Origin of the sequence: Onishia taeanensis (assembly GCF_003268885.1) — a bacterium.
In the GTDB taxonomy this organism is placed as follows: Bacteria; Pseudomonadota; Gammaproteobacteria; order Pseudomonadales; family Halomonadaceae; genus Onishia; species Onishia taeanensis_A.
Genome location: NZ_QLSX01000008.1, coordinates 140,476 through 157,483 on the forward strand (window position 1 = coordinate 140,476; position 17,008 = coordinate 157,483).

The 17,008-nt window shown below is 63.8% G+C and carries 12 protein-coding genes and 1 riboswitch; of the genes, 7 read left to right on the forward strand and 5 right to left on the reverse strand.

Annotated elements, in window-relative coordinates:
* Window positions 1-24 precede the first annotated feature (24 nt).
* Complete coding sequence (locus BCL93_RS12080; protein ID WP_112055526.1) at window positions 25-1,596, forward strand: PhnE/PtxC family ABC transporter permease; 1,572 nt, start codon at window positions 25-27, stop codon at window positions 1,594-1,596.
* 130 nt (window positions 1,597-1,726) lie between these two features.
* On the opposite strand, the gene ilvD is transcribed toward BCL93_RS12080, so the two are convergent.
* Entirely contained in the window at window positions 1,727-3,415 is a 1,689-nt protein-coding gene (ilvD, locus tag BCL93_RS12085; protein ID WP_112055527.1) for a dihydroxy-acid dehydratase, read from the reverse strand.
* A gap of 137 nt (window positions 3,416-3,552) precedes the next feature.
* Window positions 3,553-4,977 carry a sodium:solute symporter gene (locus BCL93_RS12090; protein WP_112055528.1) on the reverse strand — a complete coding sequence of 475 codons (1,425 nt, stop codon included), beginning with the start codon at window positions 4,975-4,977 and terminating at the stop codon, window positions 3,553-3,555.
* A riboswitch (TPP riboswitch) is annotated at window positions 4,967-5,100 on the reverse strand. It overlaps the preceding gene by 11 nt.
* Window positions 5,101-5,365: 265 nt before the next feature.
* Here BCL93_RS12090 and BCL93_RS12095 point away from each other — a divergent pair.
* Window positions 5,366-6,037 (forward strand): hypothetical protein, encoded by a 672-nt coding sequence (locus tag BCL93_RS12095; protein WP_112055529.1) that lies wholly within the window; start codon window positions 5,366-5,368, stop codon window positions 6,035-6,037.
* A gap of 168 nt (window positions 6,038-6,205) precedes the next feature.
* Here BCL93_RS12095 and BCL93_RS12100 read toward each other — a convergent pair whose 3' ends face one another.
* On the reverse strand, window positions 6,206-7,705 hold the full coding sequence (locus tag BCL93_RS12100) for a CoA-acylating methylmalonate-semialdehyde dehydrogenase (RefSeq protein WP_112055530.1): 1,500 nt from the start codon (window positions 7,703-7,705) through the stop codon (window positions 6,206-6,208).
* Between the two features lie 279 nt (window positions 7,706-7,984).
* Here BCL93_RS12100 and BCL93_RS12105 point away from each other — a divergent pair, with 279 nt between their 5' ends.
* Window positions 7,985-8,986 carry a LysR family transcriptional regulator gene (locus BCL93_RS12105; RefSeq protein WP_092525625.1) on the forward strand — a complete coding sequence of 334 codons (1,002 nt, stop codon included), beginning with the start codon at window positions 7,985-7,987 and terminating at the stop codon, window positions 8,984-8,986.
* A 252-nt stretch (window positions 8,987-9,238) separates the two neighbouring features.
* On the forward strand, window positions 9,239-11,416 hold the full coding sequence (gene katG, locus BCL93_RS12110) for a catalase/peroxidase HPI (protein ID WP_112055531.1): 2,178 nt from the start codon (window positions 9,239-9,241) through the stop codon (window positions 11,414-11,416).
* Between the two features lie 122 nt (window positions 11,417-11,538).
* Here the strand turns inward: katG and BCL93_RS12115 are convergent, their stop codons facing one another.
* Together BCL93_RS12115 and BCL93_RS12120 are read right to left on the reverse strand one after the other, a co-directional pair.
* The gene (locus tag BCL93_RS12115; protein ID WP_112055532.1) at window positions 11,539-13,050 is read right to left on the reverse strand and encodes a protein adenylyltransferase SelO; all 1,512 of its coding nucleotides are present in this window, start codon (window positions 13,048-13,050) and stop codon (window positions 11,539-11,541) included.
* 70 nt (window positions 13,051-13,120) lie between these two features.
* Window positions 13,121-13,807 (reverse strand): GntR family transcriptional regulator, encoded by a 687-nt coding sequence (locus tag BCL93_RS12120; RefSeq protein ID WP_112055533.1) that lies wholly within the window; start codon window positions 13,805-13,807, stop codon window positions 13,121-13,123.
* A gap of 169 nt (window positions 13,808-13,976) precedes the next feature.
* On the opposite strand from BCL93_RS12120, the gene dctP reads away from it, so the two are divergent.
* The 3 genes from dctP to BCL93_RS12135 all read left to right on the forward strand — a co-directional run bounded on the left by dctP (window position 13,977) and on the right by BCL93_RS12135 (window position 16,954).
* Window positions 13,977-14,981 (forward strand): TRAP transporter substrate-binding protein DctP, encoded by a 1,005-nt coding sequence (gene dctP / locus BCL93_RS12125; protein WP_112055578.1) that lies wholly within the window; start codon window positions 13,977-13,979, stop codon window positions 14,979-14,981.
* 108 nt (window positions 14,982-15,089) lie between these two features.
* The gene (locus tag BCL93_RS12130; RefSeq protein ID WP_220086277.1) at window positions 15,090-15,611 is read left to right on the forward strand and encodes a TRAP transporter small permease subunit; all 522 of its coding nucleotides are present in this window, start codon (window positions 15,090-15,092) and stop codon (window positions 15,609-15,611) included.
* A 2-nt stretch (window positions 15,612-15,613) separates the two neighbouring features.
* Window positions 15,614-16,954, forward strand: a complete 1,341-nt coding sequence (locus BCL93_RS12135) for a TRAP transporter large permease (RefSeq protein ID WP_112055534.1) — start codon at window positions 15,614-15,616, stop codon at window positions 16,952-16,954.
* Window positions 16,955-17,008 lie beyond the last annotated feature (54 nt).

Sequence of the window (17,008 nt, forward strand, 5' to 3'; positions counted from 1 at the left end):
GCACCCTACCCGCAAGGCCTTCCCATGTGGCATTCCGCAACGGTTCGTTTAAGCCTTGGCTTCGTGGCCCTGGCGGTTTTCTGCCTCGGCATCGCCGACCTGTCCATCACCGCCCACGATCCCTGGCATGAACTCGGCCGACTGGTGCAGGGCCTGGTACAGCCGGATGTCAGCGCCGTCGATGACTTGTGGGTGGCGCTGCTGCGCACCCTGGCTTTCGCCTTCGTCGGCGTGGGGCTTGGCGCGACGGCAGGCTTCCTGTTAGCGCTGGTCTTTCACTCACGCCTGGTGCGCGGCATCTGCGCCTTCGTGCGTGCCATCCATGAACTGTTCTGGGCACTGATATTTCTACAGTTCTTTGGTCTGCATCCGCTGACCGGGGTGCTAGCCATCGCCCTGCCCTATGCCGGGGTCTTCGCCAAGGTCTTTGCAGAGATCCTCGAGGAAACCGACCCGCTCCCCGAGCGCGTGCTGCCCGCCGGCAGCGGCCGGCTCTCGACGCTTGCCTTCACGCGGCTGAGCGAGGCCTGGCCGCATCTGGTCAGCTATACCAGCTACCGCCTCGAATGCGGCCTACGCTCCAGCGCCGTGCTGGGGTTCGTCGGCATGCCGACGCTGGGGTTCTACCTGGAATCGGCCTTCGCCCAGGGCCACTACGACACCGTAGGTGCATTGCTGCTGCTGTTCTACGCCCTGATCGCCAGCCTGCGGCTCTGGGTGCGCCCACTGCTGGTGCCGGTGTATCTGGTGGTGGCGCCCTTCTGCCTGGGCAGCGGCCTACCGATCGTGTGGAGCAACGTCTCGCGCTTCTTCACCGAAGACATCGTGCCGTCGCCGCTGCGCCATGGCGAGGGGGTATCCGGTCTTGTCGGCTGGCTTGGCGACATCATGGCCAATGAGGCACTGCCCGGCATCTGGCAAACCCTGGTGCTGACCCAGATCGCCCTGGTGCTGACCGGCCTACTGGCGCTGGCGCTCTACCCGCTGGTGTCTCGCCACTTTTTTCAAAAGCGCGATTTTCAGCGAGCGTTTTGTCAGCGCCTCCCCTTTCGACAACACCTCGCTGTCGCCAAAGGTCACAGCACTGGCTCCGGTCGGCCGGGCAACCGCCTGGCCCACCTGCTGGGCCATGGGCTGCTGGTGATCATGCGCTCGACCCCCGAGTACCTGCTGGCCTTTATCCTGCTCCAGCTGTGGGGCCCCTCGATGCTACCCGCAGTGGTGGCGCTGGCGATTCACAACGGCGGCATCATCGCCCACCTGGTCGGCCGGCGCAGCAACGAGGTGCGCCTGCGCCAGGATGCGCCTCATGGCCTTGAACGCTATGCCTACGAGCTCACGCCGCGCCTATACGGGCCCTTCCTGGCGCTGTTGTTCTACCGCTGGGAGATCATCATGCGCGAGACGGCCATTCTCGGCATCCTCGGCATCACCACCCTGGGGTTCTACGTCGACAGCGCCATTCAGGAGATCCGTTTCGACCGCGCCATGGTGCTGATCCTGATCACCGCCCTGCTCAACATTGGCGTCGATGTGCTGGCCCGTCACCTGCGCGCCCGCCTGCGGCTGCGCCATACCGCCAACTGCGAGCCCTGAGCGACCGGCTGGAGGATCAGGACTCCAGCCAATCTTTTCTGCAAGCCCGCATGACAAGACTGCATAGCAAGCTTTCCTGACGAGCTTTCCCGCCAACCTTGCCGGCTTCCACCCGCCACAGCGACACTGACTAGTCAGGCAGGTCGGTCACTGCACCGGTCGAGGCGGAACTCACCGTTTTGGCGTACTTGGCCAGCACCCCGCGGCGATAACGTGGCGCCGGCTGCTGCCAGGCGGCACGACGACGCTCGAGCTCGTCTTCGTGAAGCGCCACGGTGATGGTGTCGGCTTCGGCGTCGATGGTGATCTGATCGCCATTCTCGAGCAGCGCCAGCGGCCCACCGTCAAAGGCCTCCGGGGTGATATGGCCGACCACGAAGCCATGACTGCCGCCGGAGAAGCGCCCATCGGTGATCAGCGCCACCGAATCACCGAGCCCACGCCCCATGATCGCTGAGGTCGGAGTCAGCATCTCCCGCATGCCAGGGCCACCGCGGGGGCCTTCGTAGCGAATCACCACCACGTCGCCGGCCACCACGGTGCCGTCATTGATGCGCGCCTGAGCCTCCTCTTCAGAGCCAAACACCCGGGCGGTGCCGGTGAAGCGCACCCCTTCCTTGCCGGTGATCTTGGCCACCGCCCCTTCCGGCGCCAGGTTGCCATGCAGGATGCGCAGGTGGCTTTCGGCCTTCAGCGGCGCATCGAGCGGCGCGATGATGCGCTGATCGTCGGGATACGGCGCCACGCCCGCCAGGTTTTCGGCCAGTGTCCGGCCGGTCACGGTCAGGCAATCACCGTGCAGGAGCCCTGCCTCCAGCAGCATCTTCATCAGCGGCTGAATGCCGCCAATCTCGATCAGCTCGCTCATCATGTAATGGCCGCTGGGGCGCAGGTCGGCGAGCACCGGCACCCGCTTGCCAAGCCGGGTGAAATCGTCGAGACCCAGTTCGACGCCGATACTATTCGCCATGGCGATCAGGTGCAGCACCGCATTGGTAGAACCGCCCAGCGCGATCACCAGGGTGATGGCGTTTTCGAAGGCCTCGCGGGTCATGATGTGAGAGGGACGAATATCGCGCTCGAGCAGTTCGAGCACCTGGGCCCCGGCAGCCGCGCAGTCGTCGCGCTTGGCCTGTGAAACGGCGTTCTGCGCCGAGCTGCCAGGAAGGCTCATGCCCAACGCCTCGATGGCCGAGGCCATGGTGTTGGCGGTGTACATGCCGCCGCAGGCGCCGGGGCCAGGAATCGCGGTTTCCTCGATGTGCTTGACGTCGATCAGGTCGAGATCGCCCTTGGCGTGACCGCCCACCGCCTCGAACACCGAGACGATATCGGTGTGGTTCTCGCCGGGCAGGATGGTGCCGCCGTAGACGAACACGCTGGGACGATCGAGGCGGGCCAGGCCGATCAGGCAGCCCGGCATGTTCTTGTCGCAGCCGCCGATCGCCACCAGGCCATCAAAGCCCTCGCAGCCGGCCACGGTTTCGATGGAATCGGCGATCACCTCCCGCGAGACCAGGGAATACTTCATGCCCTCGGTGCCGTTGGCGATGCCATCGGAGATGGTGATGGTGTTGAAGATCACGCCCTTGCCACCGGCGCCATCGGCACCGGCACTGGCCTCGTCGGCGAGGCCGTCTATATGGCTGTTGCAGGGCGTGACCTGGCTCCAGGTCGAGGCGATGCCCACCTGTGGCTTAGCGAAGTCTTCATCGGTAAAGCCCACCGCGCGCAGCATGGCGCGACTGGCGGACTTACCGAGGCCATCGACCACCGGGGCGGAATAGCGCCGGCGTGAATCCTTGGGCGTGTCAGACATGGAGCCTCCTATCAGCGGGTTGGTCGTCAATCCCCTGATAGTGGGCGCCATGCCCTGCCCTTGTAAACGGTCTTGCAAACCGCCTTTGCAAGCCGCCTTGGCAAGCCCCCGCGTCTAGGCAGCCTGTTCGGCGACGGTTAGACGGCGCGAGCCTCTCGCGCCGGGCGCAGAGATGCAACGGTGAGGCTTAAAAGCGTCGAGGCGACCAGCGCGCCGAGGAAAGGCTCAAGGGTCGGTACGCCACCGGGGAAACTTGCCGCCAAGAGCCCCGCCGTGAAGCTGCCCTGTTCCAGCCAGCCGGGCAGCACGGCACCCACAAGGCCCGCCAGACCGCCGGCCACCGCCGCCAAGGTGGTCATGCGCGGCCACAGGCCGAGCAGCACCGGCACGATCGCCGAGGCGCAGAGCAGATCGGCGATCAGGAACAGTCGCAGCACAGAGAGATTCTGCAGCGCCAGCACCACCACCGGCACCATCAGCGCCACCGTCAGCCAGCGGGCCATCGGCAGACCAAGCCCCGTCCGGCCGCGTTCACTGCCATCGCCGACCGCCAGCGAGGCGATAGCGTTCTGCAGGGTATCGACGCTCGAGGCCACCAGCGTTACCGCCAGCACCAGGCCAAGCAGCTTCAGGCCGGCCGACGCGTCGATCAGCAGGGCAAAGAACGGCATCGGCGGCTCGCCGAGGGCAACGCCTGACATGGCGGCGAGAATGCCCAGGCCCCCGACCACCGCCACCACCGCTACGGTCACCAGGCCACCCAGCAGCGCCCCACGTCCCAGCGCCTGACCGCTCTTTGCCGCCCAGACCCGCTGCCAGTAGCCCTGATGAAAAAGGTTTGCCGCCGTGACCGCGATCACCAGGGTCAACGCCACGGACAGCGCACTGCCGGTGGGGATGCCCGGCATCGTAGCCTCTTCCGGCAAAGCCGGCAGCCGCGACAGGCCCAGCCAGCCGACCACCGCCAGCAGCGCAATCAAGAGCCCCGCCTGCCAGCGATCGGTGGCGAGGCTCGCCCGCAGCCCACCGAGCGCCGTGTAAAGCAACGTGGTGAGGGCCACACCGCTCACCACCAACGCCGGCGATACTTCGGAAAGCAGCGCGGTGATGCCGCCGATGGCGGTCAACTCCGCCGCCAGGAAGCAGGCCATGTAGAGGATAGAAATCAGCGACACATAGCGGCGCACGCCGGCTCCGTAGCGACGCTCGGCGAATTCGCCGATGCTGCGCCCTTCGGGGAGATAGCGGCGGATCGCCGGGCCGCAGGCGGCGAGCACCAGGAAGGGAAGTGCCGCGCCAATGGCATAACCGGCCAGTGCGACCGGCCCCGCGAAGGCACCCACTTCCGGCGGCGCGAAGAGAATCCACGCCCCCATGCCGGAAGCCAGGAAGGACAGCCCCAGGGTCGAGGCGTTCTGGGAGTTGCGGGCGGTGACATAGTCATCGAGGGCGTCATCGGGAACACCGTCACCCAGCGCCCTGTTGAAATGCCGGGCGCGCAGGCCAAGCAAAGTGAAAAGCACAAGCGTCGCGCCCAGCGCGGCTAACGTTGGGTAAGGCATGTCGCACTTCCTCCGCCGGTATTAACCGGATCAGGTTCCAGGGTCAGCACGTGGTGCACTCTCAGTCCCAGCTCGCGCCTGTCCATATTGACGGCACAGCCGGGGACTCCCCTGGCGACAGTGAATGAATTGTGAGTACTAAAATGGTCAGTACTAAAATGGTCAGTACTAAGTCGTCAAGTACTCGTCAGCAAGTACTACGTTAGTAAGTACTTCGATGGTGAGTACTTTGCTGACGAGTATAACGCTGTGATTATCTCGTGACAGGATACTTGAGTCATCCCGGCCGGCCAAATCGCCTCAATCACTCAGGTAATGCCATTCTCAGCCGATAACCTAGGCGATGCTCAGAATACCCCATGCCAACAATTACCTGCAGGAATTCAGGATGAACTACACAGAAGCCAAGGAGCACGCCGAAGGGTGCCTGCACCAGATATTTGCGATGCCCTACGAAGCCTTCGATAACGATGTCCCGGAACGCAAGCTTCATCTGCGCGTAGCACTTCAGGCGCTACTGGACGAAGCGCTGCGCGAGCAACGACTGACCCTGCAGGTAATCCATGGCTGGGAAAATGGCGCCTTCGCACCCGCGGATTTGCATCACCACGAGCATAAGCTTCGCGGTACAGACGACATCGCCGCCAGCCTCGCCTACTACCGTGATGCTCTGGCTAACCTGACACCGCTGCCGATCGATACCGGCTCACTGCTGGCCGAGCCCCTGGCCAACGCTATCGCCTCGGCCGAGCAAAACGGCGCAACAATCGATGCTGAGACCCGAGAAAGTCCTGCCCGCTGGCCAGACTTTCCCAACGGCCTTGCCCTTTACACTTTCTTCAAGGTCTACCACCGCCTGACCTACGGCGAAGACGATGCCTACCGCTCGATCTGCTGTAAGACCTCAGAAGGCCTGCGCGAAATCCATGAGTTCCACCTCGAGGAAGGCGAATTTGCAGTGGTTACGCCGCTGCACGATGCCAAGGCCGGCGGAGTGAAACTGGTACTGCACGTCAGCCAGGTCGAGCCGGTGTTAGCGCTGCTGAGCGACTTGAGCTGAACGCCCGGGAAAACGTTAGCCAACGACGCAGACGGCCCCGCCTCTCTCGAGACGGGGCCGTGTATTACCGTGCGGGAAAGCACTTCGCCGCAGCGCTCATGTGACAAAGCTCTTGTGACAAGGTGCCGGCGACCCAGCGCCGGCTACAAAGCTTTGGCTAGAACGCGATCAACCCAGCGAGATGGTGCTGTTGATGCCGCCGGAGATGTTCTCTGGCTCGAACCAGCGGGCGGTGACGGTCTTGGTCTGAGTCCAGAAGGCGATCGCCTGCTTGCCGTTGGGGCCGAGATCGCCAAGCTTCGAGGCCCGCGAGCCGGTGAAGCTGAAGTAGGCGACCGGCACAGGGATCGGCACGTTGATGCCCACCTGGCCAACATCGATGTCGCTTTCGTAACGCCGTGCCACCCAGCCGGAATTGGTAAAGATCGAGGTGCCGTTGCCGTTGGGGTTGGCATTGACGAAGTCGATGGCGTCATCGAGGGTCTCGACGCCCACCACGCATAGTACCGGCCCGAAGACCTCTTCGCGGTAGATGGTCATCTCGGCGGTCACGTCACTGAACACCGTAGGACCGACGAAGTTACCGTTAGGATAGCCCTCAACCTTGAGGCCGCGACCGTCCAGCGCCAGGGTCGCGCCCTCTTTGGCTCCGGCCTCGATCATCGCTTCGACCCGCTCGCGGGCGGCGGGCGACACCAGCGGCCCCAGATCGGCGTCGCGCTGGGTGCCGGGGCCGACCTTCATGTTGCGAGCGCCTTCGATGATGTCCTCAAGCCATGTCCTGGCCTCACCCACCAGCACCACCACCGAGTTGGCCATGCAGCGCTGGCCGGCGGCCCCGAAGGCCGAGCCCAGGAGGTTGTTGATGGCCTGGCTGCGGTTGGCATCCGGCATCACCACGCAATGGTTCTTGGCGCCCATCATCGACTGCACCCGCTTGCCGGCCTCTGAGCCACGGCGATAAATATGGGTGCCGACATGGGTCGAACCGATGAATGACAGCGCCTTGATGTCCGGGTGATCGCAGATCTGGTTGGCCACGTCCGGGCCGCCGTGCACCACGTTGAGCACCCCGGCCGGCACGCCGGCCTCGTGGGCCAGCTCGACCAGGCGCATGGTCGAAGAGGGATCTTGCTCAGAGGGCTTCAAGACGAAGGTGTTCCCGGTGGCGATGGCCAGCGGGAACATGAAGCAGGGCAGCATGATCGGGAAGTTGAAGGCGGTAATGCCCGCACCCACGCCGAGAGGCTGATTCATGGTGTAGACATCGACTTCGTTGGCGGCATTCTCGGCAAGCTCACCAAGCTGCAGGCTCGGAATCGAGCAGGCATGTTCGACCACTTCCAGGCCGCGACCGACCTCGCCTTCGGCATCCGGCAAGGTCTTGCCGTGCTCCTCGGTGATCAGTTCAGCGAGCTCGGCGGTGTGCTCACGAATCAGTGCCTGGAAGGCGAGCATGATGCGCATGCGTTTGCCCAGCGGCACCTTGCGCCAGGTCTTGAAGGCCGCCTTGGCACTGGCTACGGCGCGGTCGACCTCGTCGCTTGTGCAGAACGGCACCCGGGCCACCACTTCCTGGGTCGCCGGATTGAGCACGTCGCGCCATTCCCCGCTCTGGGAGGGCACCGGTTGACCGTCGATATAAAGGGAAATCTCACGCACTGACATGATGGCGGCTCCTGGGCAGACCTCTGGCGATGGCGACACGGCGCCACGCGCGGGACAGCCTCTTGTGATTGTGGATGAACTGGCGGAGGTATAGTGCATTAAGCCATGGCACCCCGGCTTCGACTTTATGTGCATATCGACACGGCCAAAGCGTAGGAAGCGGCTAGTTCGAGTGTAGACAGGGGATGAATTGACACACAACGGGCAGCGCAGCACATTGCTTGTGCATCCACGCACAACTGACATCACTCCCAAGGCAACCAAGAGAGGGCCATTGCAATGCTCGACTGGCAGGACATTCAGGTCTTTCTCGAGGTCGCCCGCAGCGAGCGGCTGACCGATGCGGCCCGACGCCTGGGGGTCGATCACTCGACACTTTCGCGGCGCACCAAGCGCTTCGAACAGAAGCTCAATACCCAGCTCTTCGAACGCAGCACCCATGGCTACCGGCTCACCGAAGCCGGCCATCGCCTGCAGGCCCACGCCGAGGAGATGGCGCGCCACGCCAGCGAGGCGGCCGAAGGCCTGAGTGATCAGGACCGGCAGCTCAGCGGCCAGGTTCGCCTCGGTGTGACCGAGGGCTTCGGTACCTGGGTCATCGCGCCCTTGCTTGCCGCCTTCGGCGAGCGTCATCCGGCGCTGACGCTGGATCTGCTAGCGCTGCCACGGGTGGTCAACTTGAGCCGCCACGAGGCCGACCTGGCCATTACCATAGAGCGCCCCAGCAGCGCGGGCCTGGTGATCTCGCGGCTGTGCGACTACCGGCTGCGGCTCTACGCCAGCCGCGACTATCTGGCTCGCCATGGCCGGCCGACCGGCCGCCATGAGCTCAGTCAGCATCGGCTGATCGGCTATATCGATGACCTGATCTTCAGCGATCAGCTCAACTATCTCGAGCCGCTGCTCGACCTCTCCCCGTCCGCCGCCTCGGCGGCGCATCAGGCGCTCGTTAGTCAGGACCACGAGCGCCATACCCCTCAATTCAGCATTCGCAGCACCAGCGTTACCACCCAGTACAGCGCGGCCGTGCAGGGCGCAGGGCTCGCCGTATTGCCCTGCTTCATGGCCGAGCAGCATTCAGCCCTTGAAGCGGTGCTGGTGGAGGAAATCGACCTCACCCGCCAATTCTGGATCACCGCCCGTCAGGAACAACGCCGACTGTCACGGGTCCGTTTAACCTGGGAGTACCTGCGCGAGACCGTCGAGGCCAACCGCGCCTGGCTGATGGGCGAGCCCGACGCTTGCCTGTCATGTCCCTCAACAGGGGAAAGCGCCGAGTAATGGCGGTTTTGCCTGTATGCAGAGTTGTTGATGAAAATTAGCTATCAGCTTCTTGAGTAAAGAAAAATTGAAGCCCTCAGGCCCGCCACTAAGCTGTGGTTAAGAACAAACGCAGCGCTAGTAACGAAAGACTATGAGCCCTTCCACTGACACAGCCGTCAGTGGGTCACTTGGCACGCCAGGCAAGCGATAGGGCCATCGACGATGAAGGAGGAAAACCTCCTTCAGACCAACAGGACGGGAGATATCGCGATGGGTAGTGCACAACAAGGCAAGTGTCCGGTCATGCACGGTGGCCAAACCGCCACCGGCCATTCCAACACGGACTGGTGGCCGGAATCGCTCAATCTGGACATCCTTCACCAGCACGACCGCAAGACCGACCCCATGGGCGAGGACTTTGCGTATCGGGAAGAAGTCCGCAAGCTCGACTTCGATGCCCTCAAGCGGGACATGCATGCCCTGATGACCGACAGCCAGAGCTGGTGGCCGGCCGACTGGGGGCACTACGGTGGCCTAATGATCCGTATGGCCTGGCACGCCGCAGGCTCCTACCGGCTCGCCGACGGCCGCGGCGGCGGCGGCACCGGCAATCAGCGCTTCGCGCCGCTGAACTCCTGGCCCGACAACGCCAGCCTCGACAAGGCACGCCGCCTGCTGTGGCCGATCAAGAAGAAGTACGGCAACAAGGTTAGCTGGGCCGACCTGATCATCCTGGCCGGCAATGTCGCCTATGAGTCCATGGGCCTCAAGACCTTCGGCTTCTCCTTCGGCCGCGAGGACATCTGGCATCCCGAGAAAGACGTCTACTGGGGCGCGGAGAAGGAATGGCTGGCGCCCTCCGACGAGCGCTACGGCAACGTCGACAAGCCGGACACCATGGAGAACCCGCTGGCCGCCGTGCAGATGGGCCTGATCTACGTCAACCCGGAAGGCGTGAACGGTCAGCCCGACCCGCTCAAGACCGCCGCTCAGGTGCGCGAGACCTTCGCTCGCATGGCCATGGATGACGAAGAGACCGCCGCCCTGACCGTCGGCGGCCATACCGTCGGCAAGTGTCACGGCAACGGCGATGCCGAAGCGCTGGGCCCGGAGCCGGAAGCCGCTGACGTCGAAGCGCAAGGCATGGGCTGGAACAACCCGAACATGCAGGGCATGGCCTCCAGGGCGGTGACCTCGGGCATCGAAGGGGCTTGGACCAAGTACCCGACCAAGTTCGACATGGGCTACTTCGATATGCTGCTCGACCATGAGTGGGAAAACCGTAAGAGCCCCGCCGGTGCCCACCAGTGGGAGCCGGTCGACATCAAGGAAGAAGACAAACCGGTCGACGCCAGCGACCCCTCGATCCGTCACAACCCGATCATGACCGACGCCGACATGGCGATGAAGATGGATCCCAGCTACCGGAAGATTCTCGACGGCTTCCGTCAGGATCCTGCCCGCTTCCAGGATGCCTTCGCCCGCGCCTGGTTCAAGCTGACCCACCGTGACATGGGGCCCAAGGCGCGCTATATCGGCCCGGAAGTGCCGGCCGAAGACCTGATCTGGCAGGACCCGGTGCCCCAGGGCGAGACCAACTACATCGAAGATGTGGTCAAGGCGAAGATTAACGAGGCAGGCCTGAGCCTCAACGAGCTGGTGTGCACCGCCTGGGACAGCGCCCGCACCTTCCGCGGCTCCGACATGCGTGGCGGTGCCAATGGCGCGCGCATCCGCCTGGCACCTCAGAAGGACTGGGCCGGCAACGAGCCCGAGCGCCTGGCCAGGGTGCTGAAGGCCTACGAGAAGATCTCAGCGGACACCGGCGCCAGCATCGCCGACATCATCGTGCTCGGGGGCAACCTGGGCATCGAGCAGGCCGCGAAGGCGGCGGGCCACGAGGTCCACGTGCCGTTCCACAAGGGACGTGGCGATGCCAGCGACGCTGACACCGATGCCGAGTCCTTCGAGCCACTGGAGCCGCTGGCCGATGGCTTCCGCAACTGGCTGAAGAAGGAGTACGTGGTCAAACCGGAGGAAATGCTGCTCGACCGTGCCCAGCTGATGGGGCTTACCGCCCCGGAGATGACCGTGCTGATCGGCGGCATGCGGGTGCTGGGCACCAACCACGGCGGCACCCAGCACGGGGTCTTCACCGACCGCGTGGGCCAGTTGACCAACGACTTCTTCGTCAACCTGACCGACATGGCCAACAGCTGGAAGCCGGCCGGCGAAGGTGTCTATGAGATCCGCGACCGCGCCAGCGATCAGGTGAAATGGACCGCGACCCGCATCGACCTGGTGTTCGGCTCCAACTCCATCCTGCGCGCCTACGCCGAGGTCTATGCCCAAGACGATAACGAAGCGAAGTTCGTCAACGACTTCGTGGCGGCCTGGACCAAGGTGATGAACGCCGACCGCTTCGACCTGGAAAAGCTCAGGGCCTGATCACCGTCGCTAGCTAGCAAACCGCAATAGAAACGCCCGGGGATGCTCACGCTCCCCGGGCGTTTTCTTGTCCGTTCAACGAGCCGCTTATTCCAGAGCCGCTTAACCCAAAGCGCCGCGCCTCAGGTACCACAAAAGGTGCGCAGCACCCGCTCGCTTGGCTGCGGCGGCTGGGTGTAATCGAGCTCGCCCTCGAGCTCCTCGAAGGGGTGGGTCACGGCGGCCAGCAACGCTTCGAAGGGAGCGAAGTCGTCCTTGTCGTCGGCCGCCTTCAAGGCCTGCTCGACGAAGTGGTTGCGGGGAATCACGGCCGGGTTGGTGGCACGCAGCCGCGTGGCGATGGTTGCAGCGTCGGCGTCTTCTCGGGTCAGGCGCTCGCGCCAGCGCGAAAGCCAGGCGCTGATCGCCTCGGGCGTGTCGAAGAGCGACACCAGCCGCGACTCGCCGCCATGCTTGTCATCACCCTTACCGTGATTCTCACCTTGATCCTCTAGGGCATCGGCCAGGGTGCGGAAGGTCAGGGTATAGTCGGCATGCCCGGCCTGCATGGCGTCCAGCAGCTCCTGAGCAAGGGCTTCGTCGCCGGCCTCGACACGCTCCAGGCCCAGCTTGGCACGCTTGATCGCGCCGTAGCTCGCTTCGAAGTGCTCGGGAAAGGCCTCGATGGCGTCGGTGGCCAGGGCAATGGCCCGGTCGTGATCATCATCGAGCAGCGACAGCAGCGTCTCGGCGAAGCGCGCCAGGTTCCACTGCGCACTGTGGGGCTGATTGGCAAAGGCATAGCGACCCCGCTCATCGATGGAGCTGAACACCGTGCGCGGATCATAGGCATCCATGAAGGCACAGGGGCCATAGTCCAGAGTCTCGCCGGAGATCGTCGAGTTGTCGGTATTCATCACCCCGTGGATAAAGCCCACGCCCATCCAGCGGGCCACCAGTTCGGCCTGGCGGGCTATCACCGCCTCGAGCAGGGCCAGGTAGCGTGCGCCGCCGCTCAGCGGCTCGAGATGCGGGTAGTGGCGCTCGATGGCCATGTCGGCCAGCAGTTGGATCGCCTCGACATCCTTGCGGACGGCGAAATATTGGAAGGTCCCCACTCGCAGGTGGCTCGACGCCACTCGCGTCAGCACCGCGCCGGGCTCGGCCAGGCGGCGCACGATGCGCTCGCCGGTGGTCACCGCGGCCAGCGCCCGGGTGGTGGGAATCCCCAGCGCATGCATGGCCTCGCTGACCAGGTATTCGCGCAGCACCGGGCCCAATGGCGCGCGGCCATCACCGCCGCGCGAGAAAGGCGTGCGCCCGGCGCCCTTGAGCTGCAGCTCGCGAATCTGGCCGTCGCGATTGATGACCTCACCCAGCAGCAGCGCCCGGCCATCGCCGAGCTTGGGCACGAAGTTGCCGAACTGATGGCCGGCATAGGCCATCGCCAGAGGCTCACTGCCGGCAGGCGGCGCATTGCCGGAGAGCGCCTCGGCGGCCTCGGTCGCATCGAAGGCGGCCGCCTCGAAGCCAAGCTCTTCGGCGAGGGCGTGATTGAACGCCACCAGCCGCGGATTCGCCACCCGGGTCGGGGCGCACTCGGCGCTCATGCGTGACGGCAGGTGCGCGTAGCGCAGGGAAAAACTCGGGAACATGACGCCTCCTCCAAATCGGGCTCACCCACCCTACAGGGACAGGCAAATGCGGCCAACATTCCCTGCCTTTCTATACGGGCTCGTCGGCATCCTTGATACCGAAATCCTTCACACTGGCGATCAGGTCGCTGAAGCGCTCGCCCTGAATCAGCACATGATCCCGCAGTGCCTGTTCTGCCCGGACGGCATCACCGGCCTCGATGGCCGCGATGATCTCACGATGCTCGCTCAGCGAGTTGCTCATGCGATGGCGGACCTGTAACTGCAGTCGCCGATAAGGCTTCAGTCGCAGCTTGAGCTGACGGGCCTCCGCGGCCAGGAAGGCATTGTGGCTCGCCGCGTAGATCGTGTGATGGAAGACCTCGTTCTCGTAGTAATACTCATCGGGATCTCCGCCTGCCGAGGCGGCCTCACAGCGCTCAAGCGCCTGATGCAGGTCGGACAGCTCACCGGGCGTGATGCGCCGCGTGGCCAGGCGTCCGCACATGCCCTCGAGTTCAGCCATGACCTCGAACATCTCGATCAGTTGCTCGATGCTCACCTTGGCCACGAAGGTGCCCTTCTTCGGCGAGACCGTTACCAACCCACTGGCCACCAGTTGCTGGATGGCTTCACGCACCGGCGTGCGGGATACCTCGAACTCATTGCCCAAAACTTCCGGATCGAGACGCTCACCGGGGACCCGTCGACCATTGATGATGTCGTCCTCCAGCGAATCCTTGAGCCGCTGAGCATTCGATCGCTTGGTGCCCGCCATATTTTCCCCCTTGCCCGATCAATCGCTTGCGTCACCGCATCGACCATGGTCTAGCGTCATTTAATTGACACAAATATCCCAGAAGCCTATTCAAGTATACATCATCGTCGATGATAAACATTTCACAAGAATAATAGACCGATGGAGTCACGCCACTATGACACGCCCGATGACACACCAGCTCACCTCCACCGCCGCCATCGCGGCCGCCACCCTGACCCTTGCCTTTTCAAGCGTTGCCTCGGCAGAAACCGTGCTGCGCGCCTCGCACCAGTTCCCTGGTGGACAGGGCGATGTTCGAGACGAAATGGTGCAGTTGATGGCCAAGGAAGTCGCCGCAGCCGACGTTGATCTCGCCATCCAGGTCTATCCAGGCCAATCCCTGTTCAAGGCCAAGGAACAGTGGAGCGCCCTGGCGCGTGGCCGCCTGGACATGACATCGCTGCCGCTTGACTACGCCAGTGGCCGTCACCCGGAGTTCTCGGCAACTTTGATGCCGGGGCTGGTGCGCAATCACGAACGTGCCCAGCGGCTCAACGATTCCGAGTTCATGACCATGATCAAGGACGTGATTCATGAAGGCGGCGCCCGCGTGCTGGCCGACGCCTGGCTGGCCGGGGGCTTTGCCTCGAACAAGCGCTGTATCACCTCGCCGGAAACGGTCGAGGGCCAGACCCTGCGCGCCGCCGGCCCGGCGTTCGATGAAATGCTGGCCAGCGCCGGCGCTTCTATCACCTCGATGCCGTCCTCGGATATCTACACCGCCATGCAAACCGGGGTGCTCGACGGCGCCAACACGTCGTCCGGCTCGTTCGTGTCATATCGCATCTACGAGCAGGTGTCTTGCCTGACAGCGCCCGGTGAAAACGCGCTGTGGTTCATGTATGAACCGGTCCTGATTTCAGAACAGAGCTGGAACAAGCTCGACGAAGCGCAGCAGCAGGCGTTGGTCGAGGCCGGTCAGAAGGCAGAAGAGTACTTCGCCGGTGAAGCCGCGGCACTGGATCAGAAGATGATCGACGAGTTCAAGGCCAATGGCGTCGAGGTAGTCAGCATGTCTGAAGAGGACTACCAGGCCTGGCTGGATATCGCCCAGCAGAGCTCCTACAAGACCTTCGCCGAGAACGTGCCCAACGGCCAGGCCCTGATTGATGCGGCACTCGCCGTGGAGTGACACCACCTCCGCTACCTGTGACATCAATGCCGATGACCGCCTGACGGTTCAAGGCTTGCCGGGCCGCCCTGCATGAGGCGGCCCTCCTTCACACTATCCGGAGGGCATATGGAGCACTTCTCTCGCCGCGAGCTCTCGACCCCCGTCAAGATCATCGGCATCTATACACACGTCATGGATCGCCTGTCGCGCGCCATGGCCTACCTGGCCGCGGCCATGCTGATGGCCGGCGTGCTGGCCATTTGTCACATGATCTTCGTGCGTACCATCCTGGGCATGAGTTCCACTTGGCAGACCGAATTCACCATCTACATCGTCAGCGGCGCGATGTTGATGGGCAGTTCCTATGTACTGATGACGGGCGGCCATGTGGCGGTCACCCTGCTGCCTGACATGATCGGCGGGCTGCCCCGCAAGATCATGCGCCTGGTGTCATCCCTGGTCGGAATCGGCTTCTGCGCCGCCCTGGCCTATGCCGCCTGGCTCTATGTGGCCGAGGCCTACCACCAGCAGTGGACCACCGGCTCGGTATGGAACCCACTTCTATGGCCGGCACTGGTGCCGATGGCGCTCGGGTCCACCCTGCTGACACTGCAATACGTCGCCGAAACCCTGCGTAAGGAGCCTTGACCATGGACCCGATTACCGCCGGCATTGCCGTGGCCGTGGGGCTGCTTGTATTGATGGCCATCGGCACCCCGATCGCCTTCGCCCTGGGCGCCGTGTCGCTGATTGCCCTGGTGGCCGACCGCGGCATGAGCGAGCTGACCTACTTCGGCGAGACCTTCTTCGACCGCATCGCCGAGTTCGGCTTCGTGGCGATTCCAATGTTCATCCTGATGGGCGCGGCCGTGGCCTCGTCACCCACTGGTCGCGACCTCTATCGCTCGCTGGATCTGTGGCTCGGACGCCTGCCCGGTGGTCTCGCGATCTCCAACATCGGCGCCTGCTCGATCTTCGCCGCCCTCTCAGGCTCCTCTCCCGCCACCTGTGCCGCCATCGGCAAGATGGGCATCCCCGAAATGCGCAAGCGCGGCTACCCGGATGGCGTGGCCGCCGGCTGCATCGCCGCTGGCGGCACGTTGGGCATCCTGATTCCTCCCTCGGTGACCATGATCGTCTACGGCATTGCCACCGAAACCTCGATCGGACGCCTGTTCATCGCCGGTGCGATCCCAGGGCTGATGCTAGCCGGTCTGTTTATGGTCTGGACGCTGATCGCCTGCAAGTTGGCAGGAGGCTATGACACCCCGATGGTCACGGCCACCGACAAGATGAAGGAAACGATCAAGGCCAACGTCGACAGCAACCTAAAGGCGCTGGTGCGAGTGCTGCCATTCCTGGCGGTGGTGGCCGGCATCCTGTTCGCGCTATACGGCGGTCTGGCCACGCCTTCGGAGGCGGCCGGGGCCGGTGCCTTCCTGTGCCTGGCGCTAGCGATCATCGTCTATCGCATGTGGCACGTCGCTCCGATCAAGCTGATCATGCGCGACTCCCTGCGCGAGAGCGTGATGATCATGCTGATCATCGCCGCCGCCGAGGTCTTCGCCTATGCACTGTCATCGTTGTTCATCACCCAGACAGTGGCGGCCACCATCGCCGATCTGGAGGTCAACCGCTGGGTGCTGATGGGCATCATCAATCTGTTCCTGCTGGTGGCCGGCTTCTTCCTGCCGCCGGTAGCAGTGATCGTGATGACAGCACCGATCCTGCTACCGATCATCCTGGCCGCTGACTTCGATCCCTACTGGTTCGCCGTCATCCTGACCATCAACCTGGAGATCGGCCTGATCACGCCGCCAGTGGGCCTCAACCTGTTCATCATCAACAGCATCGCCCCGGACATCTCACTGCGTGACGTGCTGATGGGCAGCCTGCCCTATGCCTTGTGCATGGTGCTGGGCATCGTGGTGCTGTGCTTCTTCCCGGGCATTGTGACTTGGCTACCCAACCTGATCATGGGCCAGCCCTGACCATGCGCCAGCTGATCATGCGCCAGCATTGCACTTGCACCCGGACGCCGACGC